This is a genomic window from Pseudoxanthomonas mexicana, assembly GCF_010093385.1.
Classification (GTDB): domain Bacteria; phylum Pseudomonadota; class Gammaproteobacteria; order Xanthomonadales; family Xanthomonadaceae; genus Pseudoxanthomonas_A; species Pseudoxanthomonas_A mexicana.
Genome location: NZ_PDWV01000004.1, coordinates 45,030 through 62,283, shown reverse-complemented (window position 1 = coordinate 62,283; position 17,254 = coordinate 45,030). Strand labels below are relative to the sequence as shown.

The window sequence follows — 17,254 nt, the reverse complement described above, 5'->3', positions numbered from 1 at the left end:
GACGCATGTTCCCGTCGTTGCACCGACATCCAGCGTATCGGACAAGGGGCCCATCGGGCCCCTTGTCTGTTTTCGCGACCCGTACCGCACCATCCCCGACAACGGCATCGAATCCGTGAGCGAGAAGGCCAACGACATCGCCAACCTGCTGGCACCGACCGTCCAGTCCCTGGGCGTGGAGCTGCTCGGCATCGAGTACCTGCCGGCACCCGGTGGCGCCACGCTGCGCCTGTACATCGATGTGCAGGAAGCCGAACGCGATACCCGCCACGTCAACATCGAGGACTGCGAGGCGGTGAGCCGCGAAGTGTCCGCGCAGCTCGACGTGGAAGATCCGATTTCCGGCAACTACACGCTGGAAGTCTCTTCGCCCGGCGTGGACAGGCCGCTGTTCCGGCTGGAGCATTACGCCCGCTTCGCAGGCGAGTCGGCGAAGGTGGTGATGAAGCTGCCCCAGGACGGCCGTCGCCGCCTGCAGGGCACCATCGCCCGCATCGAAGGCGACCGCATCGTGTTCGTCGTGGACGGCGCCGAAATGCCGGTGGCGTTCGATAATATCGACAAGGCGCGCCTGGTTCCCGACTGGGCGGCGCTGGGCCTGGCGCCCGAAAACCCCGGATCCGGTGCCGGCCGCAAGGCCGGTGCCAAGGCTGGCGGCGCCAAGCGGGCCCCGGCCGGCAAAGCCAAGAAGAAACCCAACCAACCGGCGGCCCGCAAGCCGCGCGCGGAGTGATCAATGAGTAAGGAACTGTTGCTGGTCGTGGATGCGGTGGCCAACGAGAAGGGCGTGCCGCGCGAAGTCATCTTCGAGGCCATTGAGGCCGCGTTGGCTTCCGCCGCCAAGAAGCGCTATCTGGACCAGGACGTGCAGGTGCGCGTCGCCATCGATCCCAAGGATGGCAGTTACGAGACCTTCCGCCGCTGGGAAGTGGTGGCCGACGACGTGGTGATGGAATCGCCGGATCGCCAGATCCGCCTGATGGACGCCGAGGACGAGGCCGAAGGCGCGGAAGTGGGCGACTGGATCGAAGAGAAGATCGAGAACCCCGATTTCGGCCGCATTGCCGCCCAGGCCGCCAAGCAGGTCATCGTGCAGCGCGTCCGCGAAGCAGAACGCGCGCAGGTGGTCGATGCCTGGAAGGATCGTGTGGGCGAGCTGGTCACCGGCGTGGTCAAGCGCGCCGAGCGCGGCAACATCTACGTGGACCTGGGCGGCAACGCCGAGGCCTTCATCCCGAAGGACAAGGGCATCCCGCGCGACGTGCTGCGCGCCGGCGACCGCGTGCGCGGTTACCTGTACGACGTGCGCTACGAGCCGCGCGGCCCGCAGCTGTTCATCAGCCGCGCCGCCCCGGAGTTCATGATCGAGCTGTTCAAGCTGGAAGTGCCGGAAGTGGGTCAGGGCCTGGTCGAGATCAAGGCCTGCGCGCGCGATCCGGGCGACCGCGCCAAGATCGCCGTGCTGGCCCACGACACCCGCCCCGATCCCATCGGCGCCTGCATCGGCATGCGCGGCTCGCGCGTGCAGGCCGTGAGCAACGAGCTCAACGGCGAGCGCGTGGACATCGTGCTGTGGAACGACAACCCGGCCACCTTCGTCATCAACGCGATGGCCCCTGCCGAAGTGCAGTCGATCATCGTCGATGAAGAGAAGCATTCGATGGACCTGGCCGTGGCGGAGGACCGCCTGGCGCAGGCCATCGGCAAGGGCGGCCAGAACGTGCGCCTGGCCAGCCGCCTGACCGGCTGGCAGCTCAACGTCATGACCGCCGACCAGGTGCAGGCCAAGAGCGAGGCCGAACAGGCCGTCGCCCGCCAGCTGTTCATGGACAAGCTGGAAGTGGATGAGGAAATCGCCGCCATCCTGGTCGCCGAGGGCTTCAGCACGGTCGAGGAAATCGCCTACGTCCCGGTCGGCGAACTGCTGGCCGTGGAAGGCTTCGACGAGGACATCGTCGAGGAGCTCCGCTCGCGCGCCCGCGACGCCCTGCTGAACGAGGCGCTGGCCGAGGAAGAAGGCCTGGAGGACGACCATCCGGCCGAGGACCTGCTGGCGCTGGAAGGCATGGACGAGGAGACCGCATTCGCGCTGGCCTCGCACGGCGTCCGCACCAGCGAGGACCTGTCCGACCTGGCCGCCGACGAAGTGGTCGAGTTTGGTATCGAGGGCCTGGACGAGGCGCGCGCCGCCGCGCTGATCCTGGCCGCCCGCGCCGAGGAAATCGCCCGTTTGGAGCGTGGCGCATGAGCGCCGCCCGGGCCCGCCCGGGACGCGGCGCATGAGCCACCCATGAACACCGCCCTGGCACCCGCAGGGCTTAGAATCCCCCCTCTCGAAAAGGGTTGCCCCTCCACCGCCAGGGGGGCGCAACAAGAAACCTAGGATCCGAATGTCGCAGCAAACCACCATCCGCAAGCTCGCTGAACTGGTCAACACGCCGGTCGAGAAACTCCTGGAGCAGCTGGCCGAGGCCGGCATGAGCTTCAGCGGTCCCGACCAGGTCGTGACCAGCATGGAAAAAGTGAAGCTGCTCGGCTTCCTCAAGCGCTCGCACGGCAAGAGCGATGCCGCGACGGATGAGGCTGCGCCCAAGAAGATCACACTGAACCGCCGCAAGGTGCAGGAAGTGACGGTCGCCGCCGGCCGCACCAAGACCACGGTGGCCGTGGAGGTGCGCCAGAAGCGCACCTACGTGAAGCCGACCGACGCCGAGTCCGTTGCTACGAACTGGCAGAGCGAAGCCGATCCGGAGCGCGCCGAGATCCTGCGCAAGCTAGAGGAATCCCGCCAGCGCAATCTCGACGAACAGCGGCGCCTCGCCCAGGAAGACGCCAAGCGCGCCGAAGAACTCGAGCGCCGTCGGCAGGAGGAAGCCGAGGCCCGGGCCGCAGCCGAAGCGGCGCGCGCGCAGGCCGAAGCGGAGGCTGCCGCGCTGGCCGCCGGCGCCACCGCCGTGGATGGGGACGAGTCGCCCCGACCGGCCCGTGCCGCCACGCCGGGCCACCACGTGCCCAAGCAGGTGGTGCGCAAGGATCCGCCGCGTGCCGACGACCGCAACGCGGCTGCCGCCAAGCACAAGACCCGCGGTTCGCACGTGATGGTGGCCGGCGTCGAGGACGACGACAGCACCAGCCGTTTCGCCGGCCAGCTGCACCTGTCGGCCGCCGATCGCGCGCGCCGTGGTGCGTCGCGCGGCAAGTCCAAGCCCCCCCGTCGCCATGAACAGAGCCGTGGCGGTGGCGGTGCGCACGGCTTCGAACGCCCGACCGCGCCGGTCGTGCGCGAAGTGTCCATCGGCGACACCATCACCGTGGCCGACCTGGCGCAGAAGCTGGCGCTGAAGGGCGGCGACGTGGTGAAGGCGCTGTTCAAGATGGGCGTGATGGCCACCATCACCCAGACCATCGACCACGACACCGCTGTGCTGGTGACCGAGGAACTGGGCCACAAGGCGATCCGCGCCGACGCCAACGACGTGGAAAGCGAACTGCTGGCGCACGCCGAGGAACAGCAGGGCGAGAAGGTCGCGCGTCCGCCGGTGGTCACCATCATGGGCCATGTCGACCACGGCAAGACCTCGCTGCTGGACTACATCCGCCGCACCAAGATCGCCAGCGGCGAAGCCGGCGGCATCACCCAGCACATCGGCGCCTACCACGTAGAAACCCCGAAGGGCGTCATCAGCTTCCTGGATACCCCGGGCCACGCCGCGTTCACCGCGATGCGTGCCCGTGGCGCCAAGCTGACCGACATCGTGGTGCTGGTGGTGGCTGCGGACGACGGTGTCATGCCGCAGACGCGCGAAGCCATCCAGCACGCCAAGGCGGCCAAGGTGCCGCTGATCGTGGCGGTCAACAAGATCGACAAGTCCGATGCCGACCCGCTGCGCGTGAAGAACGAGCTGCTGGCCGAGGAAGTGGTCGCCGAAGACTTCGGCGGCGACACCCAGATGGTCGAGATCTCCGCCAAGACCGGTCAGGGCGTGGACAACCTGCTGGATGCCATCTCCATCCAGGCCGAACTGCTGGAGCTGAGGGCCGTGGAAGAAGGCCGCGCCAGCGGCGTGGTCATCGAGTCCTCGCTGGACAAGGGCCGCGGCCCGGTCGCCACGGTGCTGGTGCAGCAGGGCACCCTGAAGAAGGGCGATTACCTGGTGTGCGGCATCCAGTACGGCCGCGTGCGCGCGCTGTTCGACGAGACCGGCGGCCAGCCGCCTTCGGCCGGCCCGTCCATCCCCGTGCAGGTGCTCGGCCTGTCGGGCGTGCCCGAAGCCGGCGACGACTTCGTGGTGGTCGAGGACGAGCGCCTGGCCAAGGACGTGGCGCAGCAGCGCGACGCCAAGCGCCGCGAGTCGCGCCTGGTCCAGTCCGCCGGCAGCCGCATGGAAGACATCATGGCGCAGCTGGGCAAGGGCGAAGGCCAGCTCAGCCTCAACCTGATCATCAAGGCCGACGTGCAGGGCTCGGTGGAGGCGCTGCGCCATTCGCTGACCGCGCTGTCCAACGAATCGATCCGCATCAACATCATCAGCTCCGGCGTGGGCGGCATCACCGAGTCCGACGCCAACTCGGCGGTCACCTCCAAGGCCACGGTCATCGGCTTCAACGTGCGTGCCGACGCCTCCGCGCGTCGCATCATCGAAGCCAACGGCGTGGACCTGCGCTACTTCTCGATCATCTATGACGTGATCGACCAGGTGAAGCAGGTGGCATCGGGTCTGCTGGGCGTGGAGATCCGCGAAGAGATCATCGGCATCGCCGAAGGGCGCGACGTGTTCCGCAGCTCCAAGTTCGGCGCGGTCGCGGGCTGCATGGTGGTCGAGGGCACGGTCAAGCGGAACAAGCCGATCCGCGTGCTGCGCGCCAGCACGGTGGTGTTCGAGGGCGAACTGGAATCGCTGCGCCGCTTCAAGGAGAACGTCGACGAAGTGCGCAATGGCACCGAGTGCGGCATCGGCGTGAAGGCCTACAACGACGTCCAGCCGGGCGACCAGATCGAGTGCTTCGAGCGCATCGAAGTGCAGCGCACGCTCTGATCATGCCGACCAAGTCGTTCCATCGCACCGACCGCGTCTCCGCCCAGCTCCGCCGCGAGCTGGGCACGCTGGTGCACGAGGCCGTACGCGAGCACGGCCTGCCGTCGGTCAGCGTGTCCGACGTGGAAGTCACCCGCGACATGGCGCATGCCAAGGTGTTCGTCACCGCGCTCATGCCCGAACGTTCGGTGGAAGCGGTCAAGGGCCTGAAGGAGCTGGCCTGGGGCCTGCGCATGGAGCTGGCGCGCCGCGTGAAGATGCGGCACGTGCCGGAGCTGCACTTCCACTACGACGACTCCGTCGATCGCGGCGAACGCATCGAGAACCTGCTGCGCGACCTGCCGCCGCCTCCGGCCGACGGCGAAGCCTGACAGGTCGGGCGGTAGGGCGGAGCTCGCTCCGCTGCCCTTCGGGCCGGTTTCCGGGCGTCGGCGATACCAGGGAGTCGGGCAGGCTCGGCCCTACGATTTCGCCCTCACGCCCACCGACGTACCCTAGAGACCGCATGGCAGGACGCATCCACTTCCGTCGCCTCGATGGCCTGCTGCTGCTGGACAAGCCGCAGGGCATGAGCTCGAACGCCGCCCTGCAGGCGGCCCGGCGGCTGTTCCGTGCGGAGAAGGGTGGCCATACCGGCAGCCTCGATCCGCTGGCCACCGGCCTGCTGCCCCTGTGCTTCGGTGAAGCGACCAAGATCGCCGGCCTGTTGCTGGGTTCGCGCAAGGCCTACGACACCGTCGCCGTGCTCGGGACCACCACCGATACGGACGATGCCGACGGCATGCCGCTGCGCGAGCGTCCCGTGCCGCCGCTGGACAGGGCGACCGTGCAGGCGGCGCTGGCGCCGCTGCTGGGCCGCATCCGCCAGCGTGCGCCCATCTATTCGGCCCTCAAGCAGGGGGGAGAGCCGCTGTACGTCAAGGCGCGCCGGGGCGAAGCCATCGAAGCGCCCGAGCGCGAGGTAGAGGTCCACGCGATCGACCTCCTCGACATCGCGCCCGGGCGCATCGCCCTGCGGGTGGAGTGCGGCTCCGGCACGTACGTGCGCAGCCTGGTCCGTGACCTGGGCGAGACGCTGGGCTGCGGTGCCCATGTCGGGGTGCTGCGCCGGCTCTGGGTGGAGCCGTTCAGGGAACCGCGCATGTTCACCCTGGAAGCTCTGCAGACTCTGGCTCGGGAAAGGGGCGAGGCGGCCCTGGACGCCTGCCTGCTGCCCATCGAGGCCGGCCTGGTGGGGTTCCCCCGGGTCGACGTGGATGCCGAAGCCGCCCGCCGGCTCGGGCAGGGCCAGCGCCTGCGCGGGCAGCCGCCCAGCGACGGACCCGTGGCCGTGCATGGCCCGGATGGACGCGTGCTGGGGCTGGCGACGGTCGATCCGGCCGGCGTGCTGGCGCCGCAGCGTCTGTTCACCTGGATCGCGCAGGCGGCCATCCCGGCGGCCGACAGCCAATAAAACCTTGTTTCAAAAGGGCCTGGCGGCTACACTACGCCGCCGGTTTCATACCGGCCTCTGCACCATTCCCCAGCTTCATCAACGGCGAACCAGGCGGTGCGCGCGGAGGACAGCCCGCGTTCCTGCAGGTCACGCATCCAACGAGAGAACACCATGTCCGTCGATACCCAGAAAGTGATTGCCGACAACGCCCGCGGCGCCAACGACACCGGCTCCCCGGAAGTCCAGGTCGCTCTGCTGACCGCCCGCATCGAGCACCTCAGCGGCCACTTCAAGACCCACAAGAAGGACCACCACAGTCGTCGTGGCCTGCTGCAGCTGGTCAACCGCCGCCGCAGCCTGCTGGACTACCTGAAGCGCAAAGACAACGAGCGCTACAAGGCCCTGATCGAAAAGCTCGGTCTGCGCCGCTGATGCAAGACCCCGCCGCGGCGCAGAGATGCGCCGCGGTTTGCATTTCAGGGAACGGAATGCGCTGTACCCGCGGGCCGCACCGGGCCCGCACACGCTGAAGCACCGGCCGGCACCCCCGGCCACCCGCGCGCGGCAAGGGTCGCGCCCGGTCCAACCCGAACAAGGCATCCCCAAGGAAACCACGTGGCAAAGATCACCAAAACCTTCCAGTACGGCAAGCACACCGTCACCCTGGAGACCGGCGAAATCGCACGCCAGGCCAGCGGCGCCGTCATCGTCAACGTCGACGACACCGTACTGCTGGTCACCGCCGTCGCCGCCAAGAGCGCGCGCGAAGGGCAGGACTTCTTCCCGCTGACCGTCGATTACGTCGAGAAGTTCTATGCCGGCGGCCGCATCCCCGGCGGCTTCTTCAAGCGCGAAGGCCGTCCGACCGAGAAGGAAACGCTGATCTCGCGCCTGATCGACCGTCCGATCCGCCCGCTGTTCCCCGAGGACTACAAGAACGAGGTGCAGATCATCGCCCAGGTGATCTCGCTCAACCCGGAAGTGGACGGCGACATCCCGGCCCTGATCGGCGCGTCGGCCGCGCTGTCGCTGGCCGGCACCCCGTTCCAGGGTCCGATCGGCGCCGCCAAGGTCGGTTACAAGGACGGCCAGTACATCCTCAACCCGACCGCCACCGAGCTGAAGGAATCGCAGCTTGAGCTCGTGGTCGCCGGCACCAGCGGCGCCGTGCTGATGGTCGAATCCGAAGCCGCGCTGCTGTCGGAAGACGTGATGCTGGGCGCCGTGACCTTCGGTCACCGCGAGATGCAGAAGGTCATCAACGCCATCAACGAGCTGACCGTCGAAGCCGGCACCAAGCCGTCCGACTGGGTCGCCCCGGCCAAGAACACCGCCCTGATCGCCGCGCTGAAGGAAGCCGTCGGTGGCCAGCTGGTGGAAGCCTTCAAGATCCACGACAAGCTGCAGCGCCGCGACGCCATCGCCGCCATCAAGAAGGACGTGACCGAGCAGCTGGCCGGCCGCATGGAATCCGAAGGCTGGGACAAGGCCGAACTGTCGAAGGAGTTCGGTGAACTGGAATACCGCACGATGCGCGATTCCGTGCTGGACACCAAGGTCCGCATCGACGGTCGCGCGCTGGACACCGTGCGCCCGATCGCCGTGAAGGCCGGCGTGCTGCCGCGTACCCACGGCTCGGCGCTGTTCACCCGTGGCGAGACGCAGGCCATCGTGGTCACCACGCTGGGCACCGCGCGCGACGGCCAGATCATCGACGCCGTCAGCGGCGAGTACAAGGAACACTTCCTGTTCCATTACAACTTCCCTCCGTTCTCGGTGGGCGAGTGCGGCCGTTTCGGCGCGCCCAAGCGCCGCGAGATCGGCCACGGCCGCCTGGCCAAGCGCGGCGTGCTGGCGGTGATGCCGACAATGGAAGAGTTCCCGTACACCATCCGCGTGGTCTCGGAAATCACCGAGTCCAACGGTTCCTCCTCGATGGCTTCGGTCTGCGGCAGCTCGCTGGCGCTGATGGATGCCGGCGTGCCGGTCAAGGCGCCGGTCGCGGGCATCGCGATGGGCCTGGTGAAGGAAGGCGACCGTTACGTCGTGCTGAGCGACATCCTGGGTGACGAAGACCACCTGGGCGACATGGACTTCAAGGTGGCCGGTTCCGCCGAGGGCATCTCCGCCCTGCAGATGGACATCAAGATCGACGGCATCACCGAGGAGATCATGCGGGCCGCGCTGGCGCAGGCCAAGCAGGGCCGCCTGCATATCCTGGGCGAGATGTCGAAGGCGCTCACCACGCCGCGCGCCGAGCTGTCCGAGTTCGCGCCGCGCCTGATCACCATGAAGATCCACCCCGACAAGATCCGCGAAGTGATCGGCAAGGGCGGTTCGGTGATCCAGGCCATCACCAAGGAAACCGGCACGCAGATCGACATCCAGGACGACGGCACCATCACCATCGCCTCGGTCAACGGCGCCGCCGGCCAGGCCGCCAAGGCCCGCATCGAGCAGATCACGTCCGACGTGGAGCCGGGCCGCATCTACGAAGGCAAGGTCGCCAAGATCATGGACTTCGGTGCGTTCGTCACCATCCTGCCGGGCAAGGACGGCCTGGTGCACGTGTCGCAGATCTCCAACGACCGCGTCGAGAAGGTCAGCGACGCGCTGAAGGAAGGCGACGTGGTCAAGGTCAAGGTGCTGGAAGTCGACAAGCAGGGCCGCATCCGCCTGTCGATCAAGGCCGTGGAAGAAGGCGAGGGCGTGTCGGCCGAGTAAGCCGCACGACATCGCAAGGCGTGACGGAAAAGCGGGCTTCGGCCCGCTTTTTCTTTGGATGGTGCCGAACACCTCCATTGAGCGATGTTGCGGACTCTTTTCCCTCTCCCCGCGCGCGGGGAGAGGGAAAAGAGCTTGCCCCGTACCTGATACGGGGGCGGCTGAGGGGCGATGCCGGAGCCGCGATGTTTCATCGTGCGTGATGCATCGCGTGCTGCTCTCCCTTCGGTCGGTCCGGCTGGCGTCCCGTTGAGTGCCTTGGCTTCGTTGCCCCTCATCCGGCCTTCGGCCACCTTCTCCCCGCAGGCGGGCAGAAGGATTCACGCCATGCATGATCGCGCAGGACACAGCGTCTTCGTGCATGCGAAGAATGCCGACGTGCCGTCGCCGATAATGGCGTCCATGAATTCGTCGAATACACACGCGGCCGCGCCAGCAGCTCTCTGGTCCGGCCGCGGGCTGGTGCTGCTCGGCATCGTGCTGTCCGCCTTCAACCTGCGCACCGCGGTGACCTCGCTCACGCCGCTGCTCGATACGCTGGGCGATACATTCGGTTTCGGCGCGACCATGACGGGCGTGTTCGGCATGCTGCCGACGGCGGCGTTCGCGCTGTTCGGTGTCACTACGCCGGCGTTGGCGCACCGCATGGGCCTGGAGCGGACCGCGCTGCTGGCGATGTTGCTGGCCATGCTGGGCCTGCTGCTGCGCAGTGCTGCAGGCGACACGACGGCGCTGGTGGCGGCCTCGCTCACCGCGCTGGCGGGCATGGGCATCGGCAACATCGTGCTGCCGCCGCTGGTGAAGCGCTACTTCGCCGACCGCGTGGGCACGGTCAGTACGCTGTACATCACCGTGCTGCAGGCGGGCACCATCCTGCCGGCGCTGGTCGCGGTGCCGGTGATGGAAGCCGCAGGCTGGCGCATCTCGCTGGGACTGTGGGCGGTGTTCGCCGCAGCGTCGGCAGTGCCGTGGTGCCTGGTGCTGTGGCAGGAGCGCAGCACGGCCTCGCCCCTGGCGCGCGTGCACGATGCCGCCGTCACCGTCGACGACGAAGCGCCCGAACTGACTGCGCCTCGTCCTGCCGGCCGCGCGTGGCGCTCGCCGGTGGCCTGGGGCATGGCGCTGATGTTCGGCATGACCTCGCTGGTGACGTACTCGATGTTCACCTGGTTGCCGAAGTTGCTGGTCGAAGCCGGCGGTACCCCCGCTCTGGGCGGCACGATGGTGGCGCTGTTCTCCGCGCTGGGTCTGGTGGCCTCGCTCACGATGCCGCTGATCGCGGTGCGCATGCGCAACCCCTTCATCGTGGTGGTGGTCTGCGCCGGCTTCTATGCCACCGCGTTCGCGGGCCTGCTGCTCGCGCCGATGGCGGCGCCCGCGCTGTGGGTGGCCTTGCTGGGCATGGGACCCAGCACGTTCCCCTTGGCGCTGACCCTGATCAACCTGCGCACGCGCACGCCGGAAGGTTCCGCCGCGCTGTCCGGCTTCATGCAGGGCGTGGGCTACACGCTGTCCTGCGCGGGACCGCTGGCGTTCGGCCTGCTGCACGAACGCACGCACGGTTGGACCCTGCCGATGGCATTTCTTGCGGCCTGCGTCGGTGTGCTGCTGGTCGGCGGTTACCTGGCCTGCCGCCCGCGGTATCTGGAAGACACTTGGTACGCGTGAGTAGGATGGGTTGAGCCGCAGGCGATACCCATCATCGTGGCCTCAAAGTGCTCCTTGATGGGTATCGCTGCGCTCCACCCATCCTACGCGCTGCGGTATGCGGAGCTGGCTCGGCCCCCGCGGCCCCCCCCATCGCTGGTTCACAGGAAGTCATAACGACTTCCGGCAGGGGCTTGCCGGTCGGGGCGGTGCTATCTAGTCGGTTTCCTGACACCGCTGGGGAGCACCGCATGACCACCCGTCGTGACCTGTTCAAGCTGGGCGCGATGGCCGCCGCCGCGGCCGCGCTGCCGTCGTTCGCCACCGCTGCTGGCGCAGCCAAGCCCGTGGGCAAGGCGGCCAAGCCGCTGAATATCCTGATCCTCGGCGGCACCGGCTTCACCGGCCCGTTCCAGGTCGAGTACGCGCTCAAGCGCGGACACAAGGTCACCCTGTTCAACCGCGGCAAGCGCCCGTCGCCGGAGTGGCCGGCCGCGGTCGAGCAACTGCACGGCGACCGCAATACCGGCGATCTCGCCGCGCTGAAAGGCCGCACGTGGGACGTCTGCATCGACAACCCCACCAGCCTGCCGTTCTGGGTGCGCGATGCCGGCCAGGTGCTGAAGGGCAACGTGGGCCACTACCTCTTCATCTCCACCATTTCGGTGTATGCCGACGGCAGCAAGCCGGGCATCAACGAGAACTCGCCGCTGGCGCAGTACAAGGGCAAGGATGCTATGGCCGAAACGCAGCAGACCCTGCGTGCCGACATCGAGAACCTCTACGGTCCGCTGAAGGCGCTGAGCGAAGCCGAAGCGCACAAGCAGTTCGGCAAGAACGTCACCATCGTGCGCCCGGGCTACATCGTCGGCCCGCGCGACGAGACCGACCGCTTCACCTACTGGCCGCACCGCGTGGCGCAGGGCGGCGAGATCCTGGTGCCGGGCGATGGCAACGATCCCATCCAGATCATCGATGGCCGCGACCTGGGCGAATGGATGATCCGCCTGGCCGAGGCCGGCACCACCGGCACCTTCAATGCCTGTGGTCCGGATTACCCGCTGTCGATGGACGCCATGCTGTACGGCTGCCAGGCGGTCACCGGCGGCGGCATGACGCTGACCCACGTGTCGCCGGCGTTCCTGGACGAGCAGCAGGTCGGCCTGCCGATCTGGGTGCCGTCCAAGGACAATCCGTATGCCGGCTACGGCGCAGTCAGCAACGAACGCGCGATCGCGGCCGGACTGACCTTCCGCCCGCTGGCCACCACCGTGCAGGACCTGCTCGCCTGGTTCCACAGCCTGCCCGCCGAACGCCAGGCCAAACTGGGCGCCGGCATCACCCGCGAGAAGGAAGCCGAACTGCTGAAGGCGTGGCACGCGCGGAAGGGGTGATGACATCGCTGCCGTGCGGGAGGGGCTTCAGCCCGATGCCTGCCGGTCGCATTGCAGACGCCCGCGCAGCGCGCAGGCGTCCCGATCCGTGGACGACATCGCGCCTGCAGTGACGGCTCGGAACTGAAGCCCGTCCTGCAGGCGGTGATTCAACGCTCCCGTCGCACCAGCATGCGGTCCACCGGGCCACGACGCTGCCAGTCGGGCACGACACGTTCGGTGGCGGCGTTATCGGTCGCGGTCGGGGTGCCTGTACCGGGCGCCAACAGCGATGGGATCGACGCCGCGATGGCGGCCCCCTCCAGCTTCGGCGCCAGGTCGGTGCCCTGCACGATGCCCAGCGGCGCGTAGCCGGTGTAGCCGGGGAAGACCTGGCTTAAGTTGGCGTTGCCCATGCGGCGGATGAGGATTTCCGACATCACGCGGCGGTAGTCGGTGGTCACCGGCACGTCGCCGAAGGTGGGCGAGAGCGTTTCCGGATTCAGCCCCGGCCAGCTGCCGTAGAAGCGGCGGCCGTTGACCGCGCCGCCGAGCACGAGCAGCGGGTTGCCGTAGCCGTGGTCGGTGCCGCCATTGGCGTTGGCGCGGACGCGGCGGCCGAATTCGGACTGCACCACCACCGTCACCCGCGCCATCTCGCCGCTGGCGTTGAGTTCGGCGTAGAACGCGGCGAGCGCGGCAGAAAGCTCGTTGATCTTGTTCTGGTAGTAGTGGTAACCGCTGCCTGCCGTGCCCTGGCCTTCATGCGTATCCCAGCCGCCCAGGTCGAGCGTGGCGTAGCGCAGGCCCAGGTCGAAGCGGATGGACTGCGCGATGGTCCACAGCTGCTGGGCGAAGGTGCCGGTCGGCCAGCTCGCCGGCAGGCTGGCGTAGCCCTGCTGGCCGATCAGCCGCAGTGCGCCATGGGCCCGGCGGCCCGTGATCTCCATGCCGGTCTGGCCATTCCACAGCGATGCTACCGTCTCGGCCACGCCGCGCAGCCCGGCGGGCGAATCCGACCGCGTTCGCTGCCAGCTCCATGCGGTGGTGTTGAGCGAGAAGTCGGAGGGACTGCTCATCGTCAGCGCGTCCACGGCGCCCATCAGGCCCGCCGGTTGCGTGCCGCTGACGCCCAAGGCGGGCAGGGTGCCGGTGCCGCCCGGACGCGTTTCCCACGCGCGCGTCATCCAACCCGTGGGCGAGCCATACTTCCCTGGCGTGCCCAGATCGATGTACAGCTGCGCGTCGAAGTGGCTGCGCGTCACCGTGGTGGCCATGCCGCAGGCATGCACGATGGCCAGCTTGCCGTCGTTCCACAGGTCGCGCAGGCCGGTCGCGGAGGGATGCAGTCCGAAGCCCGTGTCCGCACCGTTCGCCAACAACAGCGGCAGCGCCCCGTAGGCACCGCTGGTGGCGATCTGCAGGCTGGGGCGCGCCTCTTCGTAGAAGCCACGGTCCGCGCCGCCGGTGGGTACCACCAGGTTCAGGCCATCCAGGCCACCGCGCAGGAACAGGTGCACGACGGTGTCGTAGCTGTTCACTGCCGCGTCGACGGGATCGGCGAACATCAGCGTGCCGCCGGTGGCGCCGACAATGGCGGCGCTGCCGCAGCCTTTGACGAATTCGCGTCGGGTCAGTTTGAAATCGCGCATGGCGGGCCCTCAGCGGCTCATGAATTCGGGAGTCATCAGGATCAGCGCCACCAGCCCGCGCAGGCGCTCGTGGTTGTAGTGCCGCTTCAGGTCGCTGCCCTGCCACGTATTGGTGTCGGTGATGACGTAGGTGTTGGGGTCGCCGTTCTGGGCCATGAATGCCACCAGCGCCTGCTTGCGCGCGGCCTCCGGCTGGTAGCCCAACAGGCGCGTGCACCCCCAGGTGACCAGGTTGTTCGCGGTCCAGTTGGCGACCGGCACGTGGGCGCGCGTGGTGTCGACGATCGGATGCAGCGGTACCTCACCGTCCTTGGTCTCGGTCAGCCAGCCCAGCACGCGCCAGGTCATCGCGAACGAGTTGGAGCCCGACCACGCCAGGCCCGTGTCCGGATATCCGTTCGGGGCGGGCCAGTTGTACGGCGCATGGCCGGTGAAGCCGTACAGCCACATGAAGTCGTTGCTCCGGCCGTGGTCCAGCCGGATCGTCCAGTCGCCGCCCAGCGTGCGCATCGCGGCCACCGCGGCATCGAAGGGGCGCCGGTTCTTCTGGCCGAAGCTGTTGATGAAGTCGTCGGAATTCAGGATGTGCCGCAGCACGAGTTCGATCTGGTTCGGGGCGCGCCAGTTCGCGCGGAAGATCGCCGCTGCGCTGTCGATCAGCGCCTGCTTCGGCGTATCGCTGATGAAGCGGCGGATCAGCTTCTTGCAGATGAACTTGGCCACGCGCGGGTGGCTTGCCAGCCGGTCCAGCACGTCGCGGCCGTCTTTCAGCGCGGGCTGCTCGGGATAGATCAGCATGCCGAGCAGGAACTTCGGGCCGGCGTCATGCCATGACTGCCGGTAGACGAAGGTGCCGTCGTTCTCGGTGGGGAACTGCCAGTGCCCGTTCTTCGCCGACCAGCCGGTGAAGGCGGCCGAGGTCTCGTACACGTCGATGTCGGTATAGCCGATCGGGTAGGCCGGATCCTCGGGGCAGGGCGGCACCTGGAACGGGTCCATGAAGCCCAGGTAGTTCTCCGCACCCAGGGTGTGCAGCTCGAGCAGTTCGCGGGCGAAGTTCTCGTTCGGGCCTGAGCGCGAATTGTTGATGTTGTCCAGGTAGTACAGCATCGCCGTGCTCTGGGCCACGCCTTCCAGCATCGTGCGGAAGTTGCCCTTGGCGTTGGCGCGGATCACGTCGCGGTCGTAGTGCACGAACACCGGGCCGACGCTGAAGTCGGTGCCCAGCACGTTGAAGTGGTCGTGCCAGAAGTTCACCAGCACTTCGCGCAGCTGCCGCCGCGAGTACACCGCGCGCACGAAGGCAGCGCGCTGCACCTCGTTGGCGGGGCGCATGCGTACGCTGTACTCCGGGTCCGGCACCACATGGTCGGCCCACAGCTGGGTCAGCGACTTGTTGAGCGTGGTGTAGCCGGCAGCGCTGAGGCGGTTGGTGACCGCGCTGTCGTCGATGGCGTCCCAGTCGAGCTGCCAGTCCACCCAGTTGGCCAGGCGCTGGCGGGCGGGACTGCCCAGCGCCTTGAATTCGGCAACGGGCGCCGCGGTGGCGCCGTAGCTGAGGTTGTTCAGGGCCTGCACCGCGAAAGGAGGTCGCGCCATCGTCAGCAGGCGCGGATTGGACTGGCCCATCATCACGCGCCCACCGCCGGCGGCGGCGGCGGTTTCAGGTGCGGGGGTCGTGTCCTTGGGGCTGGCCCGTTCGCCACCTTTCCAGCCGTACAGCCGGTTCAGTCGCTGGCGGACCTGGGCGGTGAGGTCGGCCTTGCGCCGCAGCACCGGTGCGTCGGTCTCCGCGCGGGTGCGGAGGGCCGGGCCGGCCGCGGTGCGGCGGACGGGCCCGCGCGCAGCGAACCGGCGCCACGGAAGGGTATAGCGCGCCATGCGGTGTTTCCCACGTTCCCCAGGATGGCGGAAGTATTGGCCAGGACCCTGCGCGGCGTTTGCGACCGCGCGCACAGCCCGGCCATGCCGGGCACCGCGTCAGACCAGGCCGGTGGCGTAGAACACGCCGATCACCACGAAGACGGCGCTGGTCTTGATCAGCGTGATGGCGAAGATGTCCTTGTAGGATTGCCGGTGGCTCAGGCCGGTGACGGCCAGCAGGGTGATCACCGCACCATTGTGGGGCAGCGTGTCCATGCCGCCGGAGGCCATCGAGGCCACGCGGTGCAGCACCTCCATCGGGATGCCCGCCGCGTTCGCGTTGGCGATGAAGCTGTCGGCCATCGCCGCCAGCGCGATGCTCATGCCGCCCGAGGCGGAACCGGTGATGCCCGCCAGCGCGGTGACCGAGATCGCTTCGTTGACCAGCGGGTTCGGAATGGCCTGCAGCGCATTGGCCACCACCAGGAAGCCGGGCAGGGCGGCGATGACGGCGCCGAATCCGTATTCCGACGCCGTGTTCATCGAGGCCAGCAGCGCACCGCCGATGGCGCTCTTGGTGCCCTCGGCGAAGCTGGCGAACACCGGCTTCCATGCGAACGCGATCACCGACACGATGCCGACCAGCAGTGCGCCCTGCACGGCCCAGATCGCGGCGACCTTCGAGACCTCCTGCACGACCGGCGCGGGATTGCCGATCACGGCCGGCACGAAGGACTGACTTTCGCCGTAGAAGCCGGGAATCCAGCGGGTGAACAGGAAGTTGGCCACGCCCACCAGCAGCAGCGGCAGGATCGCGATCAGCGGATGCGCCAGGCGGTCGCCCTTGAAGGGTTCGGGTTCGTTGCGCAGTTCCTCGCTGCCGGCATAGCCCTCGCCGTTGCGCGCGGCCACCCGGCGGCGCCATTCCAGGTAGCTCATGCCGACGATCAGGATGAACACGCCGCCGATCGTGCCCAGCACCGGCGCGGCCCAGCCGGTGGTACCGAAGAACGAGGTGGGGATGATGTTCTGGATCTGCGGCGTGCCCGGCAGCGCATCCATCGTGAAGGTGAAGGCACCCAGCGCGATGGTGCCCGGCACCAGCCGCTTGGGGATGTCGCTCTGGCGGAACAGTTCCGCCGCGAACGGATACACCGCGAACACCACCACGAACAGCGACACGCCGCCGTAGGTCAGCAGCGCGCACACCAGCACGATGGACAGCATCGCGCGCTGCGCGCCGACCACCTTGATGGTGGCCGCGACAATGGCCTTGGAGAAGCCCGAGATCTCGATCAGCTTGCCGAACACCGCGCCCAGCAGGAAGACCGGGAAATACAGCTTCAGGAAGCCGACCATCTTGTCCATGAACAGGCCGGTGAACATGGGTGCCACCAGCGAGGGATCGGTCAGCAGCACCGCGCCCAGCGCCGCGATGGGCGCGAACAGGATGACGCTGTAGCCGCGATAGGCCACGAACATCAGGAAGCACAGCGCGGCCAGCACGATCAGGAACGACATCCA

Annotated in this window: 12 protein-coding genes; 9 read left to right on the top strand and 3 right to left on the bottom strand. The window is 68.0% G+C overall.

Annotation, left to right across the window (positions count from 1 at the left end):
• The first annotated feature begins 115 nt into the window (after positions 1 to 115).
• From rimP to CSC76_RS02655, 9 genes are all read left to right on the top strand, one after another.
• Positions 116 to 733: a ribosome maturation factor RimP gene (rimP, locus tag CSC76_RS02695; RefSeq protein ID WP_162108524.1), complete on the top strand. Its 618-nt coding sequence runs from the start codon at positions 116 to 118 to the stop codon at positions 731 to 733.
• 3 nt (positions 734 to 736) lie between these two features.
• Positions 737 to 2,248 carry a transcription termination factor NusA gene (gene nusA / locus CSC76_RS02690; protein WP_162108523.1) on the top strand — a complete coding sequence of 504 codons (1,512 nt, stop codon included), beginning with the start codon at positions 737 to 739 and terminating at the stop codon, positions 2,246 to 2,248.
• 142 nt (positions 2,249 to 2,390) lie between these two features.
• Positions 2,391 to 5,036: a translation initiation factor IF-2 gene (infB, locus tag CSC76_RS02685; RefSeq protein WP_162108522.1), complete on the top strand. Its 2,646-nt coding sequence runs from the start codon at positions 2,391 to 2,393 to the stop codon at positions 5,034 to 5,036.
• 2 nt (positions 5,037 to 5,038) lie between these two features.
• Positions 5,039 to 5,407: a 30S ribosome-binding factor RbfA gene (gene rbfA / locus CSC76_RS02680; protein ID WP_162108521.1), complete on the top strand. Its 369-nt coding sequence runs from the start codon at positions 5,039 to 5,041 to the stop codon at positions 5,405 to 5,407.
• A 134-nt stretch (positions 5,408 to 5,541) separates the two neighbouring features.
• On the top strand, positions 5,542 to 6,489 hold the full coding sequence (gene truB, locus CSC76_RS02675) for a tRNA pseudouridine(55) synthase TruB (RefSeq protein WP_162108520.1): 948 nt from the start codon (positions 5,542 to 5,544) through the stop codon (positions 6,487 to 6,489).
• 153 nt (positions 6,490 to 6,642) lie between these two features.
• The gene (gene rpsO / locus CSC76_RS02670; RefSeq protein WP_162108519.1) at positions 6,643 to 6,903 is read left to right on the top strand and encodes a 30S ribosomal protein S15; all 261 of its coding nucleotides are present in this window, start codon (positions 6,643 to 6,645) and stop codon (positions 6,901 to 6,903) included.
• A gap of 183 nt (positions 6,904 to 7,086) precedes the next feature.
• Complete coding sequence (pnp, locus tag CSC76_RS02665; RefSeq protein WP_162108518.1) at positions 7,087 to 9,195, top strand: polyribonucleotide nucleotidyltransferase; 2,109 nt, start codon at positions 7,087 to 7,089, stop codon at positions 9,193 to 9,195.
• Between the two features lie 402 nt (positions 9,196 to 9,597).
• Positions 9,598 to 10,863, top strand: coding sequence for a CynX/NimT family MFS transporter (locus CSC76_RS02660; protein ID WP_162108586.1), 1,266 nt, complete (start codon positions 9,598 to 9,600; stop codon positions 10,861 to 10,863).
• Positions 10,864 to 11,093: 230 nt separating this feature from the next.
• Positions 11,094 to 12,236 (top strand): NAD-dependent epimerase/dehydratase family protein, encoded by a 1,143-nt coding sequence (locus CSC76_RS02655; protein WP_162108517.1) that lies wholly within the window; start codon positions 11,094 to 11,096, stop codon positions 12,234 to 12,236.
• A gap of 149 nt (positions 12,237 to 12,385) precedes the next feature.
• Here the strand turns inward: CSC76_RS02655 and CSC76_RS02650 are convergent, their stop codons facing one another.
• The 3 genes from CSC76_RS02650 to CSC76_RS02640 all read right to left on the bottom strand — a co-directional run bounded on the left by CSC76_RS02650 (position 12,386) and on the right by CSC76_RS02640 (position 17,251).
• The gene (locus tag CSC76_RS02650; protein WP_162108516.1) at positions 12,386 to 13,867 is read right to left on the bottom strand and encodes a DUF1501 domain-containing protein; all 1,482 of its coding nucleotides are present in this window, start codon (positions 13,865 to 13,867) and stop codon (positions 12,386 to 12,388) included.
• Positions 13,868 to 13,876: 9 nt separating this feature from the next.
• Positions 13,877 to 15,748: a DUF1800 domain-containing protein gene (locus tag CSC76_RS02645; protein WP_162108515.1), complete on the bottom strand. Its 1,872-nt coding sequence runs from the start codon at positions 15,746 to 15,748 to the stop codon at positions 13,877 to 13,879.
• Between the two features lie 99 nt (positions 15,749 to 15,847).
• The gene (locus CSC76_RS02640) at positions 15,848 to 17,251 is read right to left on the bottom strand and encodes a GntP family permease (protein ID WP_162108514.1); all 1,404 of its coding nucleotides are present in this window, start codon (positions 17,249 to 17,251) and stop codon (positions 15,848 to 15,850) included.
• Positions 17,252 to 17,254 lie beyond the last annotated feature (3 nt).